This is a genomic window from Acinetobacter variabilis (assembly GCF_000369625.1).
Lineage (GTDB): Bacteria > Pseudomonadota > Gammaproteobacteria > Pseudomonadales > Moraxellaceae > Acinetobacter > Acinetobacter variabilis.
Genome location: NZ_KB850112.1, coordinates 438,237 through 464,740, shown reverse-complemented (window position 1 = coordinate 464,740; position 26,504 = coordinate 438,237). Strand labels below are relative to the sequence as shown.

The window sequence follows — 26,504 nt, the reverse complement described above, 5'->3', positions numbered from 1 at the left end:
TCTCTCAATTTAAATCGTGGTTTATGTCAGGAAATTACCTCCAATTTCCTGACTTTTTTATGCTTGTGCCAAAGTCAGCTGGGTTAAATAAAAGCCCACCCCCAGCATAAATACTCCGACAATCACACTAGAGATCACATAACTTAGGGCAATCGTGACTGCACCCTGCTTAAGCAGCTGAAAAGTTTCTAGACCAAAACTGGAGAAAGTCGTAAAGCCGCCCAAGATACCTACCATCAAAAATAGCCGTGCTTCGGTTTGCAGGAAACTGTATTTCTGGCTAAAGGCAAAGAAAATCCCGGCACACAGGCAACCTATAATATTGATCCACCAGGTCGGCCACGGAAATAGCATCTGTGGCTTGGCAATCAACATTCCTGTTCCATAACGCAGTGTTGCCCCAATCGCGCCGCCCATTGCCACCAAAAGCCAGTTCATGTCTACTCCGTCTTTATTCGATCTTAAATCTTTCGTCAGCCACCATGTGGGACGAGAATAATGAATAACATCATGCACCTAAAATTGCAGAATGAACATGGATCTTTGCCAAAAAATTGGTATATTCGACGCCATTCAAATTGATTTAAGTCTAGAGGGAATCCACATGGCTCAGGAATTACTGGCTCAATTGGCTGCGGGCGAAGCTAAATTTGCAGATGTGATTGCATATATCGATGCGCGCTATGCTCATACACCCACTGCTTTTAAAAATGGTCAACAGGCCAATGCTGCCACTGAAAACCAAGGCAGTGCCAAGGTATTTTCATTTGCCCAACTGAATGGTCTGGATCAGACACAAACCTTGAGCCTGTTTGCCGAACACTATGCGGCTGTATTAGCAACACCAAAAGCAACGGATCACCAGAATATCCGCCAGTTCATGCAAAATGGCTGGGATGGCATTGCCTTTGAAGGTGAAGCACTGGCTGCCAAATAAGTTCTTCTGCCAAATAAAAAACCGCCTATTTCTGGCGGTTTTTATATTAAAATAACAGAACAAGATGACATTCATATTTAAGATTAAATTTTTTTTGAAGAAGTAGTTCAATTTAAAAATGAAAAACTCTGAGGCTAAAATAAATTAAATATCAATAAAGCCTGGTCACCCAGAAGCACCCTAGGCCACCCTTTTGGAAAGCTTTAAAAGTTTTCCAGTTTTAACCTTTACCTACTTTCTCAACCCACTTGATTGAGCTGACCCGAAACACTTCACAAGCACCATCACCAGTATCGGTTGGGGTTAAGGAAGATTTCCAGACGAGATCTTTATCACGTACTTCCACCAGTTCACCTTGCAAACGCACCAGATCACCACGTTTCACCTGTTTAATTGCTTTGGCAATTTGTGGATTGGCAGGAATGATGTGCATATTGGATACCATCTGTTTGGCCTGTTCAATGGGCACTGGCACGCGATCCATTTTCCAGTTCAGATAACGGTTATACTGATTGACTGTAATGTGCCGGGCAATTTCAGGTTGTGCAAACAGCCCCCAACTCACCGCATAATCGATCGGAGAGAACTTAGCCTGCTCGTCGTCGGTATAAATTTTTGATCCCAAAATACGGAAATCACCTTTAAACGGCTGCAAGACTGAAATAGATTGGTCTTTGGCCATCGGTGGCAGTCCTTTGGCAACATTATGGTCTACAGAAGTGTGACCATAAAGCGGTAGTAAAAGACTGGCCGCCAAGGCATAGTATCGAAGATGTTTGAACATAATTCTGTCTTTATTCCATCAAATCTTTTCAAGAATATCTTGCTTGATAGTACAATTTTTTTAATGAATAAATAGTTGAAATTAGTAACAAGTTGATCAATTTTGGTGAGCGGAGAGCTTTAGCTAATCTGATTATTTTCGGTTAATCTAAGCCTGTCTAAGAATCATTTGAATGCGACCATGCTGTATAAATTCTATCAACAACATATTTTTCCGCATCTGCTGAATCAGGTTATGCAGACCCCATCCCTGATGGATTTACGCCGCGAATTATTATTGCCTATTACAGGTGAAGTTCTGGAAATTGGCTTCGGTACAGGGCTGAATCTGCCTTTTTATCAGGCCGTAGATAAAGTCTATGCGCTAGAACCTAACCCGGACATTTTTAAACTGGCTGAGCAGCGCATCAGTCAAAGCCCTTTTGCAGTCGAACAGATTCAGGCCCGTGCAGAGGCTCTGCCTTTCGCAGAAAATAGTCTGGAAAATATCGTATCAACCTGGACCTTATGCAGTATTCCAGATCTGCATCAAAGTCTGCATGAAATTTACCGGGTTCTGAAGCCAGGCGGCCATTTTCATCTGGTTGAGCATGTATTAAACCGAGAGCATCTCAACATTCAGCGCTTGCAGCATTTACTCACCCCGATTCAGAAGAAAGTGGCAGATGGCTGTCATCTCAACCGGGATATTGAAACCGCTCTTTTAGAGGCTGGGTTTGAACTGGATGAAGTTCATTATATCGATGTAGAAGGTATTCCAAAGATTGGTCAGCGTATGCTGCTGGCACGAGTACATAAACCGCTTTAATCCAGCACTTTTAAATCAGTTATTCTAAACAGACGGCATTGGGCTGACCTTGGATTGCCTATTCCAACCTGAAATTCTTGCTGGCTGGTCGCTGATTTGACCTGTACCCAGTCCCCTTGCAGCCAGATCCGCTGATCTGCTTTTAAACGGCGAATCTTATTGGCAACAACTTCGCTGGCGGCAATCACACTCAGGTTCAGCAAATGAGGTTGAATGTTCGCAGGATTGGCCTGTGCGTCTGTAGCGGTCATATTGAAACAACGCCTGTCCTGCTCAAGCTTGAATGGTTTAAATACAGTACTGGATACTTTCGGTGCGGCCAGTAACAGATCAATATTGCTGACATAGGCCAGATCATTAAAGCTTCCCACCACTGGACTGGCTGGATGAATGGTACGCCGCTCAGGCCCATAATACTGTTTAGCCAGTACGCGATATTCAGCCTGATGCGGCTCAATCGATTCTACCTGAAAATTTTTGAGTACTCCCGCCTGCTCCAGATTCGGAATCGCCCGAAAGTATTCCGACCAGATCCATAGTCCAAGCGCAAACAGTGCTGCGGCAATAATCAGTTTATCCATAGTGTAGAGTTGAAGCTTGCTGTCCTTCAGTCTTCAAAATCAATCCGGATGGTTTCAAAACGTACCCGCCCTTCCTGAATGGCTTGAGCAATTGCCATCTGGCCTTTGGTCAGACGTGCACCCCCACTTTTAATATCAATCAACACCACTTCAATATCTTCAGCCAGCCCTTCACCATCACGAAAATCGGTATAACCATCAAAGACTACATAATCCACCGGATCGCCTAAAAATTTGGCATCACTAGGTAGATATTGAAACTCTGGCATGATCGGTGCCAATTGCTCGGCCATTTTGCCTTTGAGTACCGCACGACTGGTATTCACACTGCGTTTTTGTGCAGCAACTAAAGCTTGCTGATGTTCCAGCTCCAGCTCGGCAATATATTGTTCATATTCTGCTTTAATTCGGCCATTTCGCGTCTGGCCCAGAATCAGGGTAGTTAAAACCACTCCAATACAGGCACCAATCAGCATAGCCATTCCAATGGACATTCAATCTTCCTAATCTGCTTTATTTTGCTGCCTACCTTCGACTGAAGTTGAAAGTGTCTGCCATCCAGTAAGCCTGCAAAGAATGATATGCTAGGCGGGAGCAGAATTAAATCATCCAAGGTCATGAAAACAATTTTAGTTGCAAATCAGAAAGGCGGCTGTGGTAAAACCATTACTGCAATTAGCCTGGCAGCTGCCCTGGCGCAAAAGGGTTATAGAGTTGCTCTGGCCGATGCGGACAGCCAGAAATCGACCTTGCAATGGTTGAAACATCGCCCGAAAGATGCAGCGCCGATTCAGAGTCTGGACTGGCGAAATGCCAAATCGATTGGGGATGCGCCTAAAAACTTGGAATATCTGATCATCGATGCACCCGGAGCGCTGAATGAAGATCATGCCGAGCAGTTAATCAGTGAAGCAGATGCCATCATTACCCCGCTGCAGCCTTCATTTTTTGATATTGATTCTACGCGCCGTTTTCTCAAGCATTTGCAGGACATTAAACGCATCCGTAAAGGCAAGGTTGAAATTCTGCTCCTCGCCAACCGCACCAAACCTAATGCAACCAGCAATCAGGACATTCAGCAGTTTTTCAATAAAATTGATCAGCAACCGGTTGCCTGGATTTCTGAACGTGCGCCCTATAGCCGGCTGGCCATGCAAGGCCTGTCTATTTTTGACAAACAGCAGAAGATGTACCGGGAATTACAGGATCAATGGCAACCTTTATTGAATGCCATTATTGACGATCCAAGCCAATGGTTCTAGTTCTGTTATTTTTAGCCTCTTCTTTTTATTCTTAGGAAAATAATCGTACTACTTCCTGTACTATCGTTTTCGATCGCTTTTTTTTCAGTTAATATGCCTGACATGACCTAAAAAAATGAGCTTCTAAATTCAGTGCAACAATACGCGCCCACACTACAAAAAGTCTTATTATTTGGACTGTTTTTCATTCTGATTTTTCTGAGTTTTCACATACTCAAGTATTTCATCATTCCTGTAGTTTGGGCAGCCATTATTGCGTACATGACCTGGCCGTTGTATCAGTCGATCTTAAGAATAAGTGGCAATCGGCCGACACTGAGTGCGACTATTATGATTCTGGGTGTGATTCTGGTGTTTGGTCTACCTTTTATTTTTGCCATTTTTATGCTGCAGCACGAAGGTCGGAACCTGTATTTTGAATTGCAAAAACAGGTATTCTCAGGTCATCTTAGCGTTCCAGATTTTATTCGTGGCCTGCCACTTGTAGGTAAGGAAATTACCCGTACCCTGAATGAGATAAATGCCGATCCAAACAGTATTGCACAGACCATTTCCGTCTGGATTCAGGGTCATCTGAATTACGGTAAAGTTGTACTGAATGAAATCAGTAAAAATGTCTTCAAGCTGTGTTTTGCCGTACTGTCGTTATTCTTCTTCTACCGTGATGGTCATACCATTCTGAATCAGGTGCGTAAAGCCTTTGAGATGGTAGTCGGTCCACGTATTCACCATTATCTGGCGACAATTTCAGATACCACACGTGCGGTGGTCTATGGGGTAGGCTTAACAGCAATTGCCCAGTCTTTGCTGGCAGGTATCAGCTATTTCGTGGCTGGTGTACCGAACCCGATGGTACTGACCATTATCACCTTTATCTTTGCCTTAATTCCTTTTGGCCCTCCCGTTGCTTATGGTGCAGTTTCGCTATGGCTGTTCTCGCAAGGACAAACCATTGAAGCCGTTGGCGTCATGGTCTGGGGTGTCTGTATTGTGAGTACAGCGGACAACGTGATTCGTCCACTGGTCATTTCGGGTGCAACACAGATTCCATTCCTGCTGATTATGTTTGGTGTTTTGGGTGGTATTGCCAGCTTTGGTCTGGTTGGTGTCTTTATTGGACCGGTGATTCTGGCCGTACTACTGGCCATCTGGCGTGAATGGCTGCATGAAAGCAACCTGAACGAACCTTTGATGATGCCTAAAGCCACTATGGCGCATGAGGTTGAACCGAAGAAAAAATTCCGTCTGCGCCGTAACAAGGCACCGAAATCACAAGACTGACTGGGTTAAACAAATTAAAACATTTAAGTACTGATTTTCTATAGTGCTTTTGGCCTTGCTCTGTTTCAATAGATTCCGAAAAGCAGAATAAAGATCAAGGTGTGATAATTATGTCTTCATTATTTAAACTTACAGCTTTGTGCGCAGTCAGTGCCGCACTTTTTACCGGTTGCGCTTCAACCTCTACTTCGACTGAAAATGTTAAAACCGTGACCCTGAATGCAGTTTCTGCACAGGGCGTAGGTGAATCGATTGGTACCGTATTATTGAGTGACAGCCCGGCTGGCTTGGTGATTCGTACTAATCTGAAACAGCTTCCTGCGGGTGAGCGTGGTTTCCACATTCATGAAAATGGTTCATGTGCACCTGCCATGAAAGACGGCAAGATGGGCGCAGCACTGGCTGCAGGTAGCCATTACAATCCAAATCAGGCTCCACATCACGGTACGCCAACAACCGGTCATCTCGGTGATTTACCCGCATTGAAAGTTAATACAGATGGAACTGCACGTGTCACCCTGCTTGCGCCACGTCTGAAACTGGCTGATGTTCAGGGTCGTGCGATTATGGTACATGCCGGTGGCGACAATTATTCTGACAACCCATTACCATTGGGCGGTGGCGGTGAACGTATTGCCTGTGGTGTGATCTGATTTATTACAGATGATTAGCATTCAAAAACGGGCTTCTTGCCCGTTTTTTAGTAGACATTTCTTCTGAAATTGGCGCTTAAATTGCATTTAAAACCGGCAGTCAAATACCACGGATCATATTCTTGTGAATAGCTCAGATTCCATGTTACATCCTCTTCATCACATACTTAAAAAAGCCCTGTTGCCTTTTCAGTCCAGTGCCTTGATGACTTACTGTTTGCAGATGTTTATTGTGCTTTCAGGGACGACTTTTGGTCTAAAACTTCTCGGCTATGAGACCTTGATTGTTCCGGTCACTTTAGGAGCAATTGCCACTGCCCTGACCGATTTTGATGACCGTTTAAGTTTAAGGCTACGCAATCTGGGGCTGGTCATGCTGCTGTTTTTTGCAGTCAGTAGCATGCTGGAATTTCTGCATCCCTATAAAATCTGGTTTTCGCTCTGGTTATCACTTTCTAGTGCTGTATTTATCTTGATGGGTGCTTTGGGACAGCGCTATGCCACCATTTCTTTTGGCACTGTATTGCTGTCCATTTACACCATGTTTGGCTTGGGAGAATATGCGCACTGGTACGAACAGCCGCTGTATTTTATAGTTGGGGTGCTGTGGTATGGCCTGACTTCTATTCTGTTTTACCTGATTCGCCCCACCTTGCAGGTTCAGGAAAATTTGTCCATCAATCTGCAACAGATGGCGGAGCTGCTATCGACTAAAGCCAAATTATTTGATCCCGATAATCAGAATAATGTCGAGCCGCTGCTCTACGAGCTTTCCTTAAAAAATACCCAAGTCATTGAAAGCTTTAACCGCACCAAAGATTCTTTACTGACCCGACTCAAAGCCTCACGTCCGAATCACAAGACCATTTACTGGCTGAATCTTTATTTTCTGACTCAGGATATCCATGAGCAGGCGACTGCCAACTATCTGCATTATGAGCAGATTCACCAGCATTTTAGCCGTACCGACCTGATTTTTCGCATTCAGAAAAATATCCATTTACAGGCACTTGCTTGCCAGCAATTGGCTGCTTGCGTATTGCGTAATGAAACTTATCAGCTTCCTGAACAGCATCAGCTGGCACTCAAAGCATTAGAAGCTTCCATGCAGGACTGGATTGCTCAGCATCCACAGAATATTGAGGTAAAAAACTTACAGCTCATTCTGAGCAATCTGCTGAGTGTGCATGAACAGCTGCAACATTTGCAGGATGGACAGGCCATTTACCGTCCGGATTATCCAAAGCATTTTGATGATTCCAGCCTGTTTGATGATGATCTGCGTGGACCCGCGGATTTCTGGCTGAAATTAAAACCCCATTTGGGACCACAATCGGCGCTGTTTCGTCATGCGGTGCGGATCGCTTTGGTCTTTCTGGTTGGCTATGCCATTTCCCTATTGCCCTTTGCCAAAAATGGCTACTGGATATTGCTGACCAGTTTATTTGTGTGTCAGATCAGTTATTTCGCCACTAAAAGTCGGTTAAAACTGCGGACTTTAGGTACATTACTCGGCGTCATTTTAGGCATCCCGATCCTGTATTTTGTACCAAGTATTGAAGGCCAGTTGCTGCTTACTGTGATTTTCGGTGTCGGTTTTTTCTATTTGCGTTCCAAGAAATATGCCATGGCCACATTGATGGCAACCTTGGTGGTACTGCTGATTTTCAATCTGAAAGGCGCTGGCTATGCAGTCATTCTGCCACGCATTATCGATACCCTGATTGGTTGTCTGATTGCCTGGCTGGCGGTCAGTTGTATCTGGCCTGACTGGAATTTCCGGAATATTTCCAGCAATATTAAAAAGTCTTCCCAAGCGACGCTGAACTATTTACTGGCTATTCTGGAGCAATATCAGTATGGCAAAAATAACAGCATTGCTTATCGGACAGCACGTCGTTTGGCCCACAATGCCCAAATTGACCTTTCCAATATGATTTCCAGTCTGAGTACCGAACCGAATCCCGATCCGGTGCTGATTCGCAATGCCTTTCGCTATCTGGTTTATAGTCACAGTCAGCTCAGTTATATTTCCGCATTGGGTAGCCATCGTGAACAAGTATCTGATCCGCAGATTCTGCAACTGCTTTCTGCCTGTCAGCAGACTTTAACTAATGCCCTGTCAAATCCTGAAAATGTACCGCAGCAGGACATTCAAGGCCAATTGTCAGAAATCCGGCAGCTGAGTCAGCAGGAACATATTTCCACCCACCTGCTGCTAGTACTTAAACAGATCAGTCTGTTACTGGAAACCTTGCCAGAATTACTCTCTTTAAGGCAGCAGTTACTGGCAGTTGAAATCAAATAACCAAGCAGATTACTAGGATATAAGTATCTAAAATAATTCATTTTATTCTATAAATTTCTTTTGCTTAAATCGGCAGATTGGGTACACTCAAGCCTGATTGAATAGAATATAGAAAAGTGAGTGCGCGTGAATATTAAAACTTTACGTCTGGTTGGACTGCTTGAAGGTATTTCATTTCTGCTGCTGTTATTTATTGCCATGCCGGTCAAGTACATGATGGATAACCCGATTCTGGTGAAATATATCGGCATGGGTCATGGCGTTCTTTTCGTGCTTTTTCTAGTGGTGTTATTTTCGGTCTGTGAAAAACAGAAATGGTCTCTGAGTATGTTTATTCTGGGCTTGATCGCTTCGATTCTGCCATTTGGGCCATTTATCTTTGATATGAAATTAAAGAAGTTGGAGCAGCCGGCTGAAGCTTAACTTTTGGATTCTAATCATTATTAGATCCATCATGGACGTTCCCTCTCCTTTTAGGAGATAAGCAGCACTGCTGCGCAAGGGTGAGGTTATTTTATTAATATTTCCCTCTCTCTAACTCTCTCCCATAGGGAGAGAACCTTCAATACATTTATTTGAGGCATATAAAGTAAATAGCTTCATTCGATTAAACATTTAAAAGGAAGGAATTCTTCTAAAACTCCCCTCGCCCTTTTCTTTCCAGCATCACCTGTTTTAGCTGCATACGTGGCAAGCTAAACCAGAGTGCAATTAAAATAAACGAGGCACCGCAATAAGCCCAGAGATCAAAAACTTCATAAGCAATTCTGACCACTTCAATCACGATAAAGAAACTCAGCATCATCAAGATAGATACCGTTGCCGCAACCGTGCCTTTAGACACTTCAGATGACATCAGCGCAAAACGGTACAATACTGAGAAGCTGATCCCTTCACCCAGACTGATGCAAGTGGTACCGATAATCAGACAATGCAGAAAATAGTCTGGAATCAACATTCCCACTAACAACAAAATGGTTCCGAACAGCATCAATGGCACACCCAGCATTACTGTTTTACCGAGCGGCATCTTGTCGATAATTTTTAGCAGAATGATATTGCCCAGAATCAGGCCACCCAATACCGGAAACTGAGCCAAGCCATATTGCATGCTGCTCAAGCCTAGTTCTTCAACCAGAATCACGGGAGATAATGCAATCCATAGCATCAATGGCAAGCTTACCAACGGCAATGCCATGGTCATGATCACGAAACGCTTATTTTTCAGGACCTGCTTAAAGTCATCGATAATATAGCTGAGTGGCTGTTTGGGAATACTGATATTCGGATTCGGCATCTTCGCTTTTAGTCCAAACCAGCTCAGAAATGCCAGACAGGCAATGCCAATAAAGCCCCAATGCCATGAGACATGATCAATCATAAAGGCACCGACCACTGGCCCTAAAAGTGGTGCCAGCAAGGAGACATTGGCCATGAGTGCCATGACTTTAATGGCATCGCGTTCTTCAAAACTTTCCTGAATCGCGGCATACCCCACAGCAGCAATAAAGGATAGTCCGAAACCCTGTAAAAAGCGCAGGAACAGAAAGCTTTGAATATTCGGTGTGAGTAAAATCGCCAGACAGCAGATTACAAAAAATGCCACGCCACCGAGCAGGACTTTTTTACGGCCTAAACGGTCCGATAAGGGTCCTAAAATTGCGGCAACAAATGCTCCACCCAACAGGAAAAAGGACATGGAAGATGGTGCCCAGGAGCTGCTTACACCAAAATCACGGGTAATGGCCAACATGGCCGGCTGGATCAGGTCATTACAGATATAGACGGAGAATTCAAACAGCACCAGTGCCAGCGGGAACATGAGTGTGGCACGGGTCAGTTTTTGGGTCTGGATATTTTGCATGGGAGTTTTTATTGTCAGTCTGCCGGATGAAGCAGAATGAGCTTTATCTAAAATAGAAAGCAGGAATTTTAGCAGAGTACTATTTTTAAATCCGTTCTCTTTTTGAAGGGTCTAATCAAAATATTATATTTTTCTCTTTCTGAATTAACCTCAAATCATCCGGTTCATAAGCACGAGTGAAAAACTAAAAATTAAAAGAATTTATAGCTCTTCCAAGTTAATTCAATAAAGATTATATATTTATATTCTTATGATAATTAAGTAAATTATACAGTATTCCAGTCTTGAAACCATTTTTCTTTTCTAGAATCTTCAAAAGGAAGAAGTTGTTCTACTAACTCTATAATCAGTTGATCAATATCTTTTGCTATCGAATATCCTAAAGTTATTTTTGAAATACTCCCACTTTTTAATTGGTCACTACAGTCCAATCTAGAGTAATGATAGTTAGCCCTATCCGTAATAAGTTTATCAATATAATCAATATGCCCTTCTGCTGAAAAATGATCTTGAGGAAAAAACCTTACCAAACTTAACCAACAGAATCCTAAGAACCATATTAAATCTTCATTACCTTTCATTATATTGAGCGTGATGCCACTATCCCAATTAACATGACAGTTTAAATAGACTTCTCTTTTCAGAGCGGGTAAAGAAAAAATAAAAATTTTATCTGCCTCTAGTTCATTATCTTTCTCACGATACAATAATTTTTCTCGTAGGATTTTTTCTGATTTTATTTTATCGTAGTTAGTATGAAACCTATTTAAGTAGAATAGTGAAAGTGAAGCTAAAAATCCCCCAATAACACCAATTGTGGCGGCTAATATATTTGAGTCCATTAATTCCTCTTTTCTAAAACAAAAAAGCGCATCAATAAGATACGCTTTTAACGAAGTTTTGTTTAAAGATCAAACATTATTATGGACAGACTGCTTTCTGGAAAGTTTTGGTATTTGAACCACGTACACATTGATAGAGCTTTTCAGTATTGTGCATTTTCCAGTTTTTCTCTTCTTTTCTGAAATGATAAATAGTCTGAATCGATCTCACCGAATAATCCATCAAACCTGTTTCAGTCACTTTTACCTGTCCAACCGTCGGTGACTCAACACGATTAAAGAACTGACGTATCTCGACTGTTGCCAGTTCTTCACGCAGGTCAGGCCTCATTTTAAGCACCTGATCCAAAGGTGTATCTGAAGAAGACTGCACTTTTGCAATCACTTTCTGGGTGGTTGTACAACCTGATGTCATCACACCCAGACCTAAAATTGTAACCGCCAATAACCGTAACATATTGTTTAACCCAGATTATCTTTATTATGCAGAAATTATCATGCCGGGCTTTTCAGCTTAACGCTATTTAGACTCTGTAAGTCCAGTTACAGAGCAATAAAAAAAGCGCACCTTTCGATGCGCTTTTGTAAATCTATTCTGATTAAAGATCGAATAGTTTGCCTGGGTTCATAATGCCATTTGGATCGAACACCTTTTTCAAGGCTTTCATGTATTCGATTTCTTCAGCTGAACGGGTGTATTCAAGATAAGGTTTCTTGGTCATACCCACACCATGTTCCGCAGAAATTGAACCGTCATATTTTTTCACGGTATCAAATACGTACTTGTTCACGACTTGGCATTTCGCAAAGAATTCATCTTTGGTCAGGTCAGCCGGTTTCAGGATGTTCAAGTGCAGGTTACCGTCACCGATATGACCGAACCAGCAGATTTCGAAGTCTGGGTAGTTTTCATTCACGATCGCATCGATTTCTTTAATGAACGCCGGTACGTGAGTGATCAATACAGAGATGTCATTTTTGTATGGAATGAATGGAGCAATTGACTCAGAGATGTCTTCACGCAGACGCCATAAGCTATGTACTTGCTCAAGAGTTTGGCTCATCACGCCATCCAGCACCCAACCCTGTTCCATACAGTGCTCGAAGATTTCCATCGCCTTGTTCATAATTGGCTCAAACGGTGCTTCAAATTCAAGCAATACATAGAATGGACATTCAGTTTCAAATGGACGCTGTACGTGACCATTGGCCAGTACTTTTTGCATCGCCAGCTCACCGAAGAACTCGAATGCAGTCAGGTCGATTTTTACCTGGAATGCATGTAACACTGGCATGATCGCATCAAAATCAGGTACGCCCAGTACCAGCACTTGCAGGTCTTGTGGCTGACGCTCAAGTTTGATTTCTGCTTCAGTGACTAAACCTAAAGTACCTTCACCACCGATGAACAGGTGCTGTAGTGCATAACCCGTTGCGTTCTTGATCATGCCCTTGTTCAGACGCAGCACATCACCTTTACCAGTCACCACAGTCAGGCCTAGCACCCAGTTACGGGTCATGCCGTATTTGATCACTTTAATCCCACCAGCATTGGTCCCGATGTTTCCACCGATCTGGCTTGAACCAGAAGAGGCAAAATCTACCGGGTAATACATGCCCTGCTCTTCAGCATAGTTTTGCAGCTGTTCAGTCACTACACCGGCCTGTATGCGTACCATACGGTCAGCCGGGAAGAATTCCAGAATCTGGTTCATCTTGTCCATGCTTACCACAATCTCGCCATTCGCAGCGACAGCGCCTGCAGATAGACCTGTACGACCACCTGATGGAGTCACTGCAACATTGAACTGATTGGCAAGCTTCACAATTGCTTGAACCTGTTCAGTCGAAGATGGGAAAACGATGACCGATGGGTTTGGATCAAAGTGTTTGGTATGATCACGACCCCAATTCTGGAGGCTGTCCGCATCAGTTTTAATACGGTTTTCACCCACAATTGCAGTCAATTGGGTCAATAACTCTGGGGTTAAAGCGACTGGAGCATTCATCGTTTGCAGACCTAGCATGAATTAAACAAGAGAGACCTCGCCGGTTTATTCGTATATTTTTCAGGCATTAAAACCTGTATACAAAGCAGGCGAAACATGATAATTAAAGCACCAAAACTGGCAGCTTAAACAGCATGGCGCAGTATTATAAGCTATTTTTGGGGCTTTCCCTTAAAAAATGACAATTTTGATAATATACCTTTGAAAATGATAGTTTAATTCAACCAGTTCTATCATTTTCACTACTATCACTTGCAAAAATAGCTGATATTGTAGTCATCAAGGAAATGTATAACCGCTCCATTCCTGTGCTATTATACGGCGACTAAATTTGGCCTTTGTAGCGGAGCCGTAATGAGCCAACATCTATCTCTACCTAAAGATAAAATCCGTTTTCTATTGTTAGAAGGTGTTCACCAGAACGCAATCGACACATTGAATGCAGCTGGATATACCAATATCGACTATCGCAAAACAGCGCTTGAGGGTGAAGCACTGAAAGAAGCGATTAAAGATGCACACTTCATTGGTATCCGTTCCCGTACTCAGCTCACTGAAGAAGTGTTTGAAGCTGCGAACAAACTGATCGCGGTAGGTTGTTTCTGTATCGGTACCAACCAAGTGAATCTGGATGCAGCAATGCGTCGCGGTATTCCGGTATTCAACGCACCATATTCAAATACACGTTCGGTTGCTGAACTTGTACTTGCTGAAGCGATTCTTTTGCTTCGCCGTGTACCTGAAAAATCTACAGATACACATGCAGGCGGCTGGAACAAATCTGCTGTAGGTTCGTTTGAAACTCGTGGTAAGACTTTAGGTATCGTTGGTTACGGTTCAATTGGTTCACAACTTTCTGTCCTTGCTGAAAGCCTGGGTATGAAAGTGATCTATTTCGACACAGTGACTAAATTACCACTCGGTAATGCACGTCAGGTCGGCACAATGGGCGAACTTCTTGCAAATGCCGATGTTGTTTCTATTCACGTTCCTGATGTTCCGTCTACACGTAACTTCATGACCAAAGAACAATTCGCGCAAATGAAAGAAGGTTCAATCTTCATCAATGCGGCACGTGGTACATGTGTTGTGATCGAAGATCTGGCTGAAGCGTTGAAATCTGGCCACCTTGCAGGTGCTGCGGTTGACGTATTCCCGAAAGAGCCTAAAGCAAATGGCGAAGAATTCGTTTCTCCACTACGCAACATTCCAAATGTGATCCTGACTCCACACGTGGGCGGTTCTACCATGGAAGCTCAGGCGAACATCGGTCTGGAAGTTGCTGAGAAATTTGTGGCTTATTCAGATAAAGGTATGACGCTTTCTGCGGTGAACTTCCCAGAAATCGCGCTTCCATTAACTGAAGGTAAACACCGTCTGCTTCACATCCACAAAAACATTCCGGGTGTGTTGTCTAAGATCAACAATCTGTTTGCTGAACACGGCATCAACATCTCTGGTCAGACTTTAATGACCAAAGGCGATGTGGGTTACCTGGTGATGGATGTAGACGCAACTGCCTCTCAAGAAGCACTCGATACTCTACACAACCTTGAAGGTACAATTCGCGTTCGCGTATTGTTCTAATTCAGGTTTTTAAAAAGCCACAGTCTTCGGGCTGTGGTTTTTTTTATTGCTTAAAGGTTTTTATTTTTAAGCCTACTCAGCTGATGCTGCTCTTCCGCTCTTCGAGAAATCGAAACAAATTTAGTCATGCCAAATCTTAAAATTGCACCTATGGTGCAAGCGCCGCTGATTCTGCTGATCGCGATGATCAGCATGCAGAGCAGCGGCTCCTTTGCCAAATATCTGTTTGGCCAGTTCCCGATCTTGACTGTTTCCACAATGCGCCTACTTCTTGGTGCATTAATTCTGGCACTCATTTTTAAAGTCTGGCAGATCAATTTCCGTCAGGTCAAATGGCCAGCCATTATCAGCTATGGCTTGGCATTAGCTGGCATGAATATGCTGTTTTATCTGGCGATTGATCGCCTGCCACTTGGTATTGCAGTTTCTTTTGAATTTATTGGGCCCTTAAGTGTTGCGCTTTTTCATGCCCGGCAGAAGTTTGATTTTATCTGGGTCGGACTGGCAATTCTGGGGCTGGTGCTGTTGTTTCCCTTTGATCAGACTGCACAGCCGCTTGACCCGATTGGCATCCTGTTAGCCTTAGGCGCGGGTTCCTGTTGGGCACTATATATCGTGGCCGGACAAAAACCTTCTGGTGTATCAGGGAATCATACCGTGTGTCTGGGCATGTTTGTGGGCATGCTAGTGCTGATGCCGATTGCCCTGTTCGCGGGAATGCCTGCTCATGTGTTTGAACCAAGTAGCCTCATGTATTTTGTTATTTTGGCTGCTCTTGCTAGTGCCTTACCCTTTACTTTGGAAATGATTGCACTGCGTAATTTAACTGCTTTGAGTTTTGGCACTCTAATGAGCCTGGAACCTGCGGTTGCAGCACTCTCCGGTTTCGTATTCTTAGGCGAGACTTTATTTTGGACGCAATGGCTGGCACTGGCCACTATTATCAGTGCGTCGATTGGCTGTACGGTGACCACACAAAGAAGAAAGCATTAAATAAAAAAGGCGCTCAAGCGCCTTTTTTAAGATGATTGATTTAATTTTAGCGTGGCGCTGCATCTTTAATAGCTGTATTTAATGCAGTAGCTGCTGTCACATTATAGCCTTCACATGCCGAAGCAAGATGGTCATACAGGTAATCTGTCCATTTGAGCATTAGAGGAGTTGCACCCTCTTCCCTTAAGTTATCCAAGGCAGCTTTTCTTGCCTGAGCAATATAATCGGCATGATCAATATGCTCCCCATGTTCCGAGAAAGTACTGGAATAAATTTCACCCTGATATTCGATCGCCCCAAAGTATTTGTAATATTGCTGCGCATCGTCTTTATATTCGGCCTTTTTAAATTTCAGGTTAGCCATCGTACCATCTAAAATGGTTTTCGCCATCTCTTGAACAGACTCGCCTGTCTGCCATTCAGCCAGTGTACGATAGCCAGTTTTGATATCCGGATCAAATTCAATAAATTCTTCCTCAGGATGTTCTGCCAGAATACGGAAACATTTAGATCCGTTCGGGAAAGTACGCGCCTTCTGCAAACCGACAAAATTGGTAGCAAACTGATTATAATATTTACGTTCAGCATCGGTAGTATCAGTATTAAAGAAAACTCTGGTTTCGGTATCGTCATACATCTTCACGATAGCAATATTGGTACGTTCAGTTAAGGCTTTACCTGACAGGTCGTACCACTCCAGGTGTCGATGATTGCTGATGTTATTTTCCGGAATAGTGACGGGACGACTAGTAAATTGTTCAGAAGTATTTTCCAGTACTTTTTCCAGTTTATAACCTAATGCTGTACGGGCACGATCTGCAGGGAATACGCCTTTCTCTGTAACATAAACTGGGAAAGTCATGTCTTCATCAAGATCATATTCAGTATCAACAGCCCGGTTATCATCTGCATACAAGATGCCGTCAGTAATTTTATTTTTATGACTGGCCAATAGAAGCTTTTCCGACTCCATATCTGAAGCATCAATATTCGGCAGGTTGAACTGATAGGTATAGAATTCAGAAATTATATCTGATGTTCCATCACCATTATCTGGAGTTCCAGGATTGCTCGGATTACCAGGATTGGTTGGGGTGGGTTGACCTGCGACTGGCTCGTTATTATCAGAATCAGAGCCACCACACGCAGTCAGCATAAGGCTCAAGACAGCACAAGAGAGTAATCTTAATTTCATTATTATCTACCTTATTATTTTTTCATCGTTTTATTTTTCATTGTTATTTTAAAGTTGACCCAAACCATGAGGTCTAAGCCATTTTAATAAATATAAAATTAAGATCAAATTAAAAATTGATTAATTTGTAACCACAATCTCATCAATAATTCATTATGAATTTAATTTTTTCGGTGGGGGACGAAATCAAAAATTCAAATTCACTGATCCAAAATCCGCTTCGCATTCACAAAATATTCTTCTGCACTACTCATCAAAAATTAACCAGTTTGATATACTTCCGCTTTCTTCTGTATCTCGATTATACCCTTCTGGTATAAGTAGTTTCTCCCATGCCAAACCTCCAACTTCTTGCTGTGTTGTACATGGTTCTCTCCATGACTTCATACCAGATCAGTGCATCCTTCGCCAAGCAACTTTTTCTGGTGCTTGACCCGATCACCGTCACTATTTTAAGACTCTGCTTTGCCGCCATTATTGTCTGTGTCATGTTCCGTTCCTGGAAAGTTATTCGACGTTTACAATTCCTGAAATGGCGGGATCTGCTCTGCTATAGTGCTTCTCTGGGCGTGATGAATATTCTGTTCTATATGTCGCTCGGGAAACTCCCGCAAGGAATTGCAGTCGGACTAGAATTTATTGGCCCACTAGGTTTGGCCTTAATTTCGATTCAGAACCGCAAGGATTATGGCTGGGTGTTATTGGCAATTTCAGGCATTGTGCTGATGGTGCCATGGGGGGAAGCCAATCGCAGTAACTTTGACCTGCTTGGTGCAGCGTGTGCCCTAGGAGCTGGCCTCTGCTGGGCCCTATATATCTATTTTGGGCAACGCGTGGTACAACAAAATATCGGAATGCATGCACTGACGATTGCCATCAGTATTTCAGCCCTGTGTTTGCTACCAATCGGACTATATAACAACGCCTCTGCTTTGATTGATACTCAATATTGGGGCAAGGCCATTACCATTGCAGTACTGGCAACCGCCATTCCTTATGCACTGGATTTAAAAGCGCTCCAGCACTTGAATAAAACCAGTTACGGCACGCTTTCCAGTCTTTCTCCAGCTCTGGCAGCACTAGTAGGTTTTATCTTGCTGGGTGAAAAAATTACGCTACTTCAAACGGTCGCACTGGTTTGTATTATGCTGGCTTCAGTTGGCGTGACTATGCGGGAAGCACGGCAGCAATATAAAACCCGGAAAATAGAAAGCTGAATAAATAAAAAAAGATGGCACTCTGGCCATCTTTTTTATCATGAAAATTTGAATTTCAATATTAGCTTTTAACCAGCATGTCTTTTTTCATTTCTTTATAACGCTGATATTCAGTTTTGTACTGATCCGCTAAAGCCTGTTTTTGTTCATCTCCCAGAATTTTCCCAGCCTGCTGGAAGAAAGCATGCTCTTCTTCTTTCAAATGATGATGAACCTTATCTGAGAGTCTCTTGGCAATTGCAATCCAGCTAGGGCTACTAAATTCAGTTTCAGTCAGTTCCTCAATCATTTCATCCATTTCATGATGTTCTGCCAAGGCGTGACGGGTAATATTCAAGCCGGGATCTGTCATCATCAAAGGAATATAAAAGTAACGGTCTTCTGCCGTTTCATGCGCAAACAGTTCATTCTTCAGCTGCTTGAACAACTCACGACGTTCCGGTGAATCCCCCGAAGTTTGCAGTAATTTTTCTGCCAGATCACGCTGGATTTCATGACTTTCCCTTAATGCTTCAAAAATGGTGGTCATGTAATTGTTCTCCTGTTTTTGTCATGCCTTTGCTCCAGCATAGAGTGAAACCGGCAAATGGTCAGGAATATTTATAAGGCGAATTTGTATAAAAAACTTTAATATTGAGAATAGTTTACATCTATTTTTAGGCTAAAAACATCTGATAAGTCATACGGCAAATCAGCAAACTGACCAGGATCAGAAACAGAATCCGGATAAAACCGCTGCCATATTTAAAGGCCAGTTTAACACCCAACAGCGAACCGCAAATATTAGCAGCCGCCATCATGGCGCCCACCAGAAATAGCACATGACCTGTAGGAATAAAGAAACTCAGTGCCGCAAGATTGGTAGTGAAATTGGCAATTTTCGATAGTGCTGAGGCATGCAAGAAATCCACACTCAGATAACGAATAAAGAAAAAGATAAAAAAACTGCCTGTCCCCGGGCCAAAAATTCCGTCATAAAAACCGATGGCCAGACTGCCTAGTGCTGCCAATATCAGCATCTTTTTATTCAGCTTTTGCTCGACGTGTACCCGACCAAACTGCTTTTTCATGAATGTATAGATTGCAATCACGATCAGCATGATCAACACAAAAGGCTTGAGAATATCCACCGGAATCAAGGTGACACTGGCTGCTCCAATAAATGAGCTAATAAAACTGCACAGCGCAATTACACCAAGTAAGACCCATGGCAGTTTGACCTGTCTAAGATAGGAAAATGCAGCCGAGCCTGTACCAAAAATGGAGGCCAGCTTATTGGTACCAAATACCGTAGCAGGTTGTAACTGCGGCAGACTGCCCATAATTGCCGGGATCTGGATCAGACCGCCACCACCGACGGCAGCGTCAATCGCTCCTGCCATAAAGGCAAAAAACACCAGACTCAGGATAATCTCGATGTCCATTGTTATTCAACGCGCCTAGAGATTAAGAACACGTTTGGGTACCAGACGTTTTTTATCCGTGATTTCAGCCAGGCCTAAGCATTTCTCACCATCAAAGACCAACACCTGTGGCTCTGCCGGATGATCGATATTACTTTCCATACCTCGGCTAAAATATTCTGCACGACCTTCCGGAGCCTGAATCTGCGGGAAATGCTGTACCGGTGCATAAGCTGGCAGTAATAGCGCTTCACGTTCTGCCTCAGTCAAGCTTTCCAGATATTCAATGGTATAGCTTGGAATAAGGTCAAAATGACCAGTTTGAATCCGGTGCAGATACGTCAGATGACCATAGGTACCGAGTGCTTTGGCAATATCTTCGCCGAGTACCCGGATATAAGTGCCTTTGGAACAGGTCACATCCAGCGTAATACTATTTTCAGTAAAAGATAAAAGCTCAATTGCATAAATGGTTATTGGACGTGCTTCACGTTCGATCTCAATGCCCTTACGCGCCAGCTCGTACAGCGGACGACCTTCCTTTTTCAGAGCCGAATACATCGGTGGCACTTGCTGGATCTCACCAACAAACTTGGCAATTGTCTCCTGAATCAACTCTTCATTCAGTTCAGGGACTGGTTTTTCCAGCAGAACTCCCCCTTCGACATCACCTGTAGTAGTGCTATGTCCTAGAAAAACTGTAGTCTGGTAACGCTTAGTTGAATCCAGCAGATAATGCGAAAACTTGGTCGCCTCACCCAGACAGATCGGTAAAAGACCGGATGCCAATGGATCTAGTGCACCAGTATGTCCAGCTTTTTGCGCACGATATAACCAGCGTACTTTTTGCAATGCAGCATTCGAGCTGATGCCTAGAGGCTTATTTAATAGAAATACACCGCTGATATGACGACGCTGAATTTTAGGAGATGAGGATTTCATGGCAAAAAGTCAGACATTTTATAAATTGGCGCAATGGTAAAACCCCTGTCAATTATTTACAACTTTTCTACAGCATATAAGGTGCAATATCTCCTATCCTGCCGAATGCAAAATTTAAAATAATCCGATAATTAAAATAAAGGTGCATAGGATATGCAGAAATATAAACTATGGATCGTGATTGCGCTCATTGTATTGTGCTTGATTACCCTGATTCTATGGCTGGCTCCTAGGGATGAAGCACAGGCACGTGTCTCAGGCCCGCAATCCACCAATGAAAGCAGCGCTCAACAGGCAGCAGCACTGGCTAATGGCCCCGTAAATAACATATTCCCGAGTCCAAGCCAGCAGGATACGGAAATTAATTGCCAGATGCAGATGGATGTCAGCAATCGCCTGATTGTCAATGAACAGACCAGTAACTGTTTTGAATATTTTATTACCCAGTACGGGGAAAAAACCCTCGAACAAATCCAGCGAGATTTTAAAGCTTATATTCAGCAAAATTATCAGGATCCTGCACTCTCACAAGTTCTAGATCTTTGGAACCGTTATATCCAGTATCGTCAAGGTTTGGGAGAACTGACTTCACCTGTAGGTCTGGATCAAGAAGATCCAGCTTACTACCGCAGTATCTATGCCAGCACCCAGAATCTGCGTAAGCGCTTTTTCTCTGATTATGAAATTGAAGGACTGTTTGGCACTGAAGATACCTATCATGAATATACCTTAGACCGTATGGCAGTCATGGCGGATAAAAAACTGAGCGAAGCAGAAAAAGCCCAGAAACTAAAAGAACTGTTTGCACAGTTACCGCAGGACTGGCAAGAAAACCTGGAGCAACTGAATAAACTGGAAGATCTACGCAAACTTACGGCTGATATTAAAGCGCGTGGTGGTTCTGCGGAAGAAATCCGTCAGATGCGACTGAATCTGGTCGGGCCTGAAGCAACCCAACGTCTGGAAAAACTTGATGATGAACGTGCGAATTGGAAATCCAGTGTGATGCGTTACTTGGGCGAGCGGGATAACATCCTAAAAAGTGGCCTGAGTGAAAATGCCAAACAGCAGGCAGTTGATCAGTTGCGTCAGAAACATTTCCAGCGCCCTGAAGAACGGCTCCGTGTAGGTACATTTGAACAGGTCCATGATCAGAGAGGGACCTTACCCTTTGCCAATTAATTTTCAGCTAAAATTGCTCATTGACGCCGTAGCTAAACAGTACTGCAACGGCGTCGAATATCTTCTCTTATTCCCTTTCTTTTTTGTCTCATCTCTTATATAAAAACAGTAACGACAATCATCTATTTTGAGAGTTTAACAGAGCCATTTTCCTCTGAAAACCTTGATTTTCTTGGGTTGATTACTTTTTTTAACATTGTTATTTGTTTCTAACTATTTCAGCCTAAACATTCATCAATCTTAGATTTCAAGGAATTAATAATAAAATACATACGTATATAAATTTCAAATTTATGTGCTCACAAGTGCTCACCGGGCGTGGCCCAAAATGACATGGAATTGGCTCATCAGCATGAAAAAATGCTTCTGCTTCAAAATAATAATTTTTGCACGTGATTGAAGATTAGGTCTGCACGATCGAGACATCCAACTTCAATATTTAACGCGCATCAATACTCCCGAGCAATGATTGCTTTTTATAACAATAAAATGAACAAAGGAACGGTTATGCGTACTTTTATTAAAACAACACAGATGCTGGCGCTTTCCTTGGCAGCAGGCCTCGGTTTTGGCTTTTCCACACAAACCCAGGCGGCAGCAAGTGCAATTCAGGTCACTGAAAAAGCCAAATCAGACTATGCCAAAACCAAATATCCCATTCTGATGGTACATGGCTGGCTAGGCTGGCAACGCATAGGTACCGATACCATTGGTTTAGATTACTGGTATCAGATTCTGCCGGATATGGCTCGTAATGGCTCGACCGTGTTTGCCGCCCAATTGTCGCCTGCCAATACCACGACTCACCGTGGTGAACAGCTCATTCATCAGGTCGATGAAGTGCTGGCAATTACAGGGAAGGAAAAAATCAATCTTATTGGTCACTCACATGGAGGGCCGACAGTACTTTATGTAGCAGCAACTCGACCGCAGCAGATTGCATCCATTACAGGGGTCGCAGGCACCTATCATGGCTCTAAAGTGGCCGACGATATTCAGAACAATACCCTCACCCGTACTGCTTTCAATATTCTCGGTGATTATATTATTGGACCGCTCATTACACTGGGGCAGTTCAAACCCGAACTGGAAATTGATTTCGATGCATCCATGAAATCCCTGACCCAAACTGGCTCTAGCTCTTTTAATGCTAGCGTGGCCAAACAGATGGTGCAGGATGGTGTCTTAGCCTCCACAGAAAACTGTAATAAAAATCTGAAACCAAAAGACCGTAACGGTATCTATTATTATTCTTGGACCGGTGTGGCTCAAGCGACCAATGCACTGGACATCGATACTATCCTGATGCAGCTTGGCCCTCTATCTTATGGCAATAAAGACAATGATGGCATGGTCGCCCGTTGTAGTGCATTCATTGGTAAAGTGATTAATGACCAGTACAAGCTGAACCATACAGATCTGGCCAATATGATGTTTGGTCTTAAAGGCCTGTTTGCTTCAGATCCGGTGGCGATCTACCGTCAACATGCCAATCGTTTAAAACTTCAGAATCTCTAATTTTCATCGCCCTTATATCTGCAGATATAAGGGCTTTTTCGTTATTTTCACTTGAAAAAACTAAGGAGATAAAAAAACTCAAAACGCTGAATGGGTCAGCTTTCAAGCTGGCTATTCCCCACATTATGGCGAGGATCGCCTTAACACAACAACAAGAATGAGGAAATAATGATGAAATATGGAGTATTAACGGCAGGACTGCTCATGGCAGCGACCTGCTTCACGGCTCACGCCTCCACTCAGGCCAGTCAGGTGACGGCGAAAGCCAGTTCACAATATGCCAAAACCAAATATCCGATTGTATTTTCACATGGTATGGCGGGTTTCATTCAGGTTGGCACTGACCAGTTTGGACTGGATTACTGGTATCAGATTTTACCTGATCTGGCCCGTAATGGTGCGAATGTCTGGGCGACACGGGTCTCCCCTTTTAACTCATCTGAAATTCGCGGTGAACAACTTTTGGAGCAGGTCAAGGAAATTGCCGCAATTACCGGTGCAGATAAAGTCAACCTGATCGGACATTCACATGGTGGCCCAACGATTCGTTATGTGGCCGGTTCAGAACCTAAGCTGGTGGCTTCATTAACCACAGTAGGTGCACCACACAAAGGTTCGCCGGTTGCAGACCTGATTCTAAAAGCTGAAGGGACTGCTATTGAAGCGCCACTGCTCGGTACGATAAATCTGGTTTCTAAAGCTATTACCTGGGCTCAAGGTCTGGATCCAAATAGTTTCCCACATGACTCTCTGGCGGGTGGTAGCAGTCTAACCCTGGCAGGCTCTGCAAAATTTAATCAGAAATATCCAATTGGTATGCCAAGCACTGCTTGCGGTGAAGGTGCTTATAGCTGGAAGCATGCGGATGGGCAGATTTACAATTATTCATTCACAGGTGTAGGCCAAGTCACTAACCTGCTTGATCCTGACTCAGCACTTAAAGTCACTGCTTTGCTCATTGATGGGGGTAAAGAAAATGATGGCCTAGTATCACGCTGTAGCGCCAAGTTCGGTAAAACCATTCGTGATAACTACAACTGGAATCATCTGGATGAAGTGAATATGGTACTAGGATTGAAAAACCTGTTTGCTCCAGATCCAGTAGATGTTTACCGTCAACATGCCAACCGACTAAAACTACAAGGTTTATAAAAAAATAGCGAGCATAAAAAAATGCGCCCAGAGGCGCATTTTTTTGCTTTAAAGCAAGGCTAAAATTAACCTTGTTTACGAGCTGGCAACTTTTCACGAATACGTGCAGCTTTACCAGAAAGTTCACGTAGGTAGTAAAGTTTAGCACGACGAACGTCACCACGACGTTTAACTTCAATCTTAGCAACGATTGGAGAGTGAGTTTGGAATACACGCTCAACGCCAACACCGCTAGAAATTTTACGTACTGTAAACGCAGAGTTCAAACCACGGTTTTTCTTAGCAATTACAACGCCTTCAAACGCCTGTAGACGTTCACGGTCGCCTTCTTTTACTTTCACTTGGACAACTACTGTGTCACCTGGTGCAAAAGCTGGGATGTCTTGTTTAAGCTGAGCATTTTCAACAGCTTGTACTAAAGGATGCTTACCGCTCATGGGGTATCTCCAATATGTGCGAGTCAGAAGAGGTCTGATTATCGCTGGGTATAGAGGCTGAATCGCATAGACCCGATTGACTTTCCCTTTATGCTTGACCGCTTCAATGCATAAAGAGCCTATTTAAGTACTTAATTTACATTAAGTAGTTTAGTTTGCTCGAAGCATAGCTTCTCGCCTTGCGCTCGGGTAAAGCAATGCTTTACTCACCCTCGCTCATCTTTTAGCCATTTCTTTTGCTGCTTGGTCAGTTCAACTTTTTCTACCAACTCAGGTCGGCGTTCCAAAGTGCGCTGATATCGCTGCAAAAACCGCCATTTCTCAATATTGGCATGATGTCCCGATTTCAAGATGTCCGGTACATCCATACCTTCAAAATGGTCTGGCTTGGTATATTGTGGGCAATCTAACAGACCATCCACAAATGAGTCTTGCACGTGTGATTGTTCATCTGACATTGCACCCGGAAGTCTCCGGATAATACTGTCCAATAACACCATCGCAGGGAGCTCGCCACCCGATAATACGTAATCTCCAATCGACCATTCCTGATCAACATATTTCTGGATCAAACGTTCATCGACACCTTCATAACGACCACACAGTACAATCAGTCCGTCATATTTAACGAATTGTTGTACTGCAGTTTCGTTTAAGGTTTTTCCTTGCGGTGACATATATACCACAGGAACATGAACTGCACCCGCTTGCGCTGCAAGCTCTTTGGCACGGTGAATTGCTTTCGCTAATGGCTCAGCCATCATCACCATACCGGGCCCCCCCCCAAATGGACGTTCATCCACCCGTTTGTAGTTCCCTTCAGCAAATTCGCGTGGATTAATACAATGAATTTGCATCAAATCACGTTTTACTGCGCGCCCGCTAATACCGTAGGCTGTAATCGCTTCAAACATTTCAGGAAAAAGCGTAATGACTGCAAAGAACACCGCAGACTCCTCATTTTCCTGCTGCGTTAATCCCGTTAAGGATTAATAATCTACGCCCCAATTTACGTAGATACGACCAGCTTCGAGATCAACACGCTGTACCACATCTTTATGCCATGGAATCATCCGCTCTTCGCCATCAACGCTGTCAGCAGTAGCGCGAACTACCATTACGTCATTAGCACCTGTCTCAAACATTTCATGGATTTGACCGAGATTCACTTCCTGTTCTTCTTCATCCAGACCTAACACAGTTAGACCTTTCAAATCAGACCAGTAATACTCGTCCACGCCTGGTTGAGGCAGTTGCGATTTAGAGATCCAAACATTAGCACCAACCAGAGCGTCTGCTGCGGTGCGATCACTCACACCTTTTAGCGAAACAACCAGGCCCTTGCCATGTGGTTTCCAACGTTTTACATCGACAATTTGCCATCCTGCTTTGGTCTCAATGTACCAAGGAAGGTAGTCAAATATGTTGCTCATAGGTTCTGTATTGGAATAGACCCAGAGCCACCCATTTAATCCATATGCTGAACGTAACTGTCCAATCTGAATACGATCTTCGGGAACATTCTGTGTTGGTGTCATGGGCTACCTGCT

At 43.4% G+C, this 26,504-nt stretch carries 28 protein-coding genes; 13 read left to right on the top strand and 15 right to left on the bottom strand.

Annotated elements, in window-relative coordinates; translation table 11 throughout:
* Positions 1-57: 57 nt before the first annotated feature.
* Positions 58-438: a fluoride efflux transporter CrcB gene (gene crcB / locus F897_RS04735; RefSeq protein ID WP_005233680.1), complete on the bottom strand. Its 381-nt coding sequence runs from the start codon at positions 436-438 to the stop codon at positions 58-60.
* A 166-nt stretch (positions 439-604) separates the two neighbouring features.
* Between crcB and F897_RS04730 the strand changes: the two genes are divergently transcribed.
* Positions 605-937, top strand: a complete 333-nt coding sequence (locus tag F897_RS04730) for a HopJ type III effector protein (protein ID WP_005233674.1) — start codon at positions 605-607, stop codon at positions 935-937.
* 220 nt (positions 938-1,157) lie between these two features.
* Here F897_RS04730 and F897_RS04725 read toward each other — a convergent pair whose 3' ends face one another.
* On the bottom strand, positions 1,158-1,721 hold the full coding sequence (locus F897_RS04725; protein WP_034580644.1) for a hypothetical protein: 564 nt from the start codon (positions 1,719-1,721) through the stop codon (positions 1,158-1,160).
* Between the two features lie 180 nt (positions 1,722-1,901).
* Between F897_RS04725 and F897_RS04720 the strand changes: the two genes are divergently transcribed.
* Positions 1,902-2,528, top strand: a complete 627-nt coding sequence (locus tag F897_RS04720) for a class I SAM-dependent methyltransferase (RefSeq protein WP_005233670.1) — start codon at positions 1,902-1,904, stop codon at positions 2,526-2,528.
* Here F897_RS04720 and F897_RS04715 read toward each other — a convergent pair.
* Together F897_RS04715 and F897_RS04710 are read right to left on the bottom strand one after the other, a co-directional pair.
* Entirely contained in the window at positions 2,525-3,109 is a 585-nt protein-coding gene (locus F897_RS04715; protein WP_005233669.1) for a hypothetical protein, read from the bottom strand. The genes F897_RS04720 and F897_RS04715 overlap by 4 nt on opposite strands.
* Positions 3,110-3,135: 26 nt before the next feature.
* Positions 3,136-3,603, bottom strand: a complete 468-nt coding sequence (locus F897_RS04710) for a Holliday junction resolvase-like protein (protein WP_004787020.1) — start codon at positions 3,601-3,603, stop codon at positions 3,136-3,138.
* 123 nt (positions 3,604-3,726) lie between these two features.
* Here F897_RS04710 and F897_RS04705 point away from each other — a divergent pair, with 123 nt between their 5' ends.
* The 5 genes from F897_RS04705 to F897_RS04685 all read left to right on the top strand — a co-directional run bounded on the left by F897_RS04705 (position 3,727) and on the right by F897_RS04685 (position 9,036).
* Positions 3,727-4,371, top strand: a complete 645-nt coding sequence (locus F897_RS04705) for a ParA family protein (RefSeq protein WP_005233668.1) — start codon at positions 3,727-3,729, stop codon at positions 4,369-4,371.
* Positions 4,372-4,503: 132 nt separating this feature from the next.
* The gene (locus F897_RS04700; protein ID WP_034580641.1) at positions 4,504-5,652 is read left to right on the top strand and encodes an AI-2E family transporter; all 1,149 of its coding nucleotides are present in this window, start codon (positions 4,504-4,506) and stop codon (positions 5,650-5,652) included.
* A 110-nt stretch (positions 5,653-5,762) separates the two neighbouring features.
* A complete protein-coding gene (sodC, locus tag F897_RS04695) occupies positions 5,763-6,305 on the top strand; it encodes a superoxide dismutase family protein (protein ID WP_005233664.1) in 543 nt (180 codons plus the stop codon).
* A gap of 142 nt (positions 6,306-6,447) precedes the next feature.
* Complete coding sequence (gene yccS / locus F897_RS04690; protein ID WP_034580638.1) at positions 6,448-8,613, top strand: YccS family putative transporter; 2,166 nt, start codon at positions 6,448-6,450, stop codon at positions 8,611-8,613.
* 126 nt (positions 8,614-8,739) lie between these two features.
* Positions 8,740-9,036: a DUF3817 domain-containing protein gene (locus tag F897_RS04685; protein ID WP_005233661.1), complete on the top strand. Its 297-nt coding sequence runs from the start codon at positions 8,740-8,742 to the stop codon at positions 9,034-9,036.
* A gap of 211 nt (positions 9,037-9,247) precedes the next feature.
* Here the strand turns inward: F897_RS04685 and craA are convergent, their stop codons facing one another.
* The 4 genes from craA to F897_RS04665 form a co-directional block, all read right to left on the bottom strand.
* Entirely contained in the window at positions 9,248-10,477 is a 1,230-nt protein-coding gene (craA, locus tag F897_RS04680; RefSeq protein ID WP_004787036.1) for a chloramphenicol efflux MFS transporter CraA, read from the bottom strand.
* Between the two features lie 266 nt (positions 10,478-10,743).
* Positions 10,744-11,319: a hypothetical protein gene (locus F897_RS04675; protein ID WP_005233657.1), complete on the bottom strand. Its 576-nt coding sequence runs from the start codon at positions 11,317-11,319 to the stop codon at positions 10,744-10,746.
* Between the two features lie 79 nt (positions 11,320-11,398).
* A complete protein-coding gene (locus F897_RS04670; RefSeq protein WP_005233655.1) occupies positions 11,399-11,776 on the bottom strand; it encodes a hypothetical protein in 378 nt (125 codons plus the stop codon).
* 142 nt (positions 11,777-11,918) lie between these two features.
* On the bottom strand, positions 11,919-13,328 hold the full coding sequence (locus F897_RS04665; RefSeq protein ID WP_005233654.1) for an FAD-binding oxidoreductase: 1,410 nt from the start codon (positions 13,326-13,328) through the stop codon (positions 11,919-11,921).
* Positions 13,329-13,682: 354 nt separating this feature from the next.
* Between F897_RS04665 and serA the strand changes: the two genes are divergently transcribed.
* Together serA and F897_RS04655 are read left to right on the top strand one after the other, a co-directional pair.
* Complete coding sequence (serA, locus tag F897_RS04660; RefSeq protein ID WP_005233651.1) at positions 13,683-14,915, top strand: phosphoglycerate dehydrogenase; 1,233 nt, start codon at positions 13,683-13,685, stop codon at positions 14,913-14,915.
* A gap of 126 nt (positions 14,916-15,041) precedes the next feature.
* Positions 15,042-15,908, top strand: a complete 867-nt coding sequence (locus tag F897_RS04655; RefSeq protein ID WP_005233648.1) for an EamA family transporter — start codon at positions 15,042-15,044, stop codon at positions 15,906-15,908.
* 46 nt (positions 15,909-15,954) lie between these two features.
* On the opposite strand, the gene F897_RS04650 is transcribed toward F897_RS04655, so the two are convergent.
* Positions 15,955-17,103 carry a hypothetical protein gene (locus F897_RS04650; protein ID WP_005233647.1) on the bottom strand — a complete coding sequence of 383 codons (1,149 nt, stop codon included), beginning with the start codon at positions 17,101-17,103 and terminating at the stop codon, positions 15,955-15,957.
* Positions 17,104-17,435: 332 nt separating this feature from the next.
* On the opposite strand from F897_RS04650, the gene F897_RS04645 reads away from it, so the two are divergent.
* Entirely contained in the window at positions 17,436-18,320 is an 885-nt protein-coding gene (locus F897_RS04645) for an EamA family transporter (protein ID WP_005233645.1), read from the top strand.
* 61 nt (positions 18,321-18,381) lie between these two features.
* Here the strand turns inward: F897_RS04645 and F897_RS04640 are convergent, their stop codons facing one another.
* The 3 genes from F897_RS04640 to truB form a co-directional block, all read right to left on the bottom strand.
* The gene (locus tag F897_RS04640) at positions 18,382-18,849 is read right to left on the bottom strand and encodes a hemerythrin domain-containing protein (protein ID WP_005233643.1); all 468 of its coding nucleotides are present in this window, start codon (positions 18,847-18,849) and stop codon (positions 18,382-18,384) included.
* 127 nt (positions 18,850-18,976) lie between these two features.
* Complete coding sequence (locus F897_RS04635; protein ID WP_005233641.1) at positions 18,977-19,744, bottom strand: sulfite exporter TauE/SafE family protein; 768 nt, start codon at positions 19,742-19,744, stop codon at positions 18,977-18,979.
* Between the two features lie 15 nt (positions 19,745-19,759).
* On the bottom strand, positions 19,760-20,665 hold the full coding sequence (gene truB / locus F897_RS04630) for a tRNA pseudouridine(55) synthase TruB (protein WP_005233640.1): 906 nt from the start codon (positions 20,663-20,665) through the stop codon (positions 19,760-19,762).
* A gap of 153 nt (positions 20,666-20,818) precedes the next feature.
* Between truB and F897_RS04625 the strand changes: the two genes are divergently transcribed.
* The 3 genes from F897_RS04625 (at position 20,819) to F897_RS04615 (ending at position 24,517) form a co-directional block, all read left to right on the top strand.
* Positions 20,819-21,847 (top strand): lipase secretion chaperone, encoded by a 1,029-nt coding sequence (locus F897_RS04625; RefSeq protein ID WP_005233638.1) that lies wholly within the window; start codon positions 20,819-20,821, stop codon positions 21,845-21,847.
* Positions 21,848-22,354: 507 nt separating this feature from the next.
* Positions 22,355-23,365, top strand: coding sequence for an esterase/lipase family protein (locus F897_RS04620; RefSeq protein ID WP_005233637.1), 1,011 nt, complete (start codon positions 22,355-22,357; stop codon positions 23,363-23,365).
* Between the two features lie 171 nt (positions 23,366-23,536).
* Positions 23,537-24,517 carry a lipase family alpha/beta hydrolase gene (locus F897_RS04615; RefSeq protein ID WP_034580764.1) on the top strand — a complete coding sequence of 327 codons (981 nt, stop codon included), beginning with the start codon at positions 23,537-23,539 and terminating at the stop codon, positions 24,515-24,517.
* A 65-nt stretch (positions 24,518-24,582) separates the two neighbouring features.
* On the opposite strand, the gene rplS is transcribed toward F897_RS04615, so the two are convergent.
* The 3 genes from rplS to rimM all read right to left on the bottom strand — a co-directional run bounded on the left by rplS (position 24,583) and on the right by rimM (position 26,492).
* Positions 24,583-24,954, bottom strand: a complete 372-nt coding sequence (gene rplS / locus F897_RS04610) for a 50S ribosomal protein L19 (RefSeq protein ID WP_004787066.1) — start codon at positions 24,952-24,954, stop codon at positions 24,583-24,585.
* 206 nt (positions 24,955-25,160) lie between these two features.
* Positions 25,161-25,901 (bottom strand): tRNA (guanosine(37)-N1)-methyltransferase TrmD, encoded by a 741-nt coding sequence (gene trmD / locus F897_RS04605; protein WP_005233633.1) that lies wholly within the window; start codon positions 25,899-25,901, stop codon positions 25,161-25,163.
* Between the two features lie 42 nt (positions 25,902-25,943).
* On the bottom strand, positions 25,944-26,492 hold the full coding sequence (rimM, locus tag F897_RS04600; protein WP_005233631.1) for a ribosome maturation factor RimM: 549 nt from the start codon (positions 26,490-26,492) through the stop codon (positions 25,944-25,946).
* Positions 26,493-26,504 lie beyond the last annotated feature (12 nt).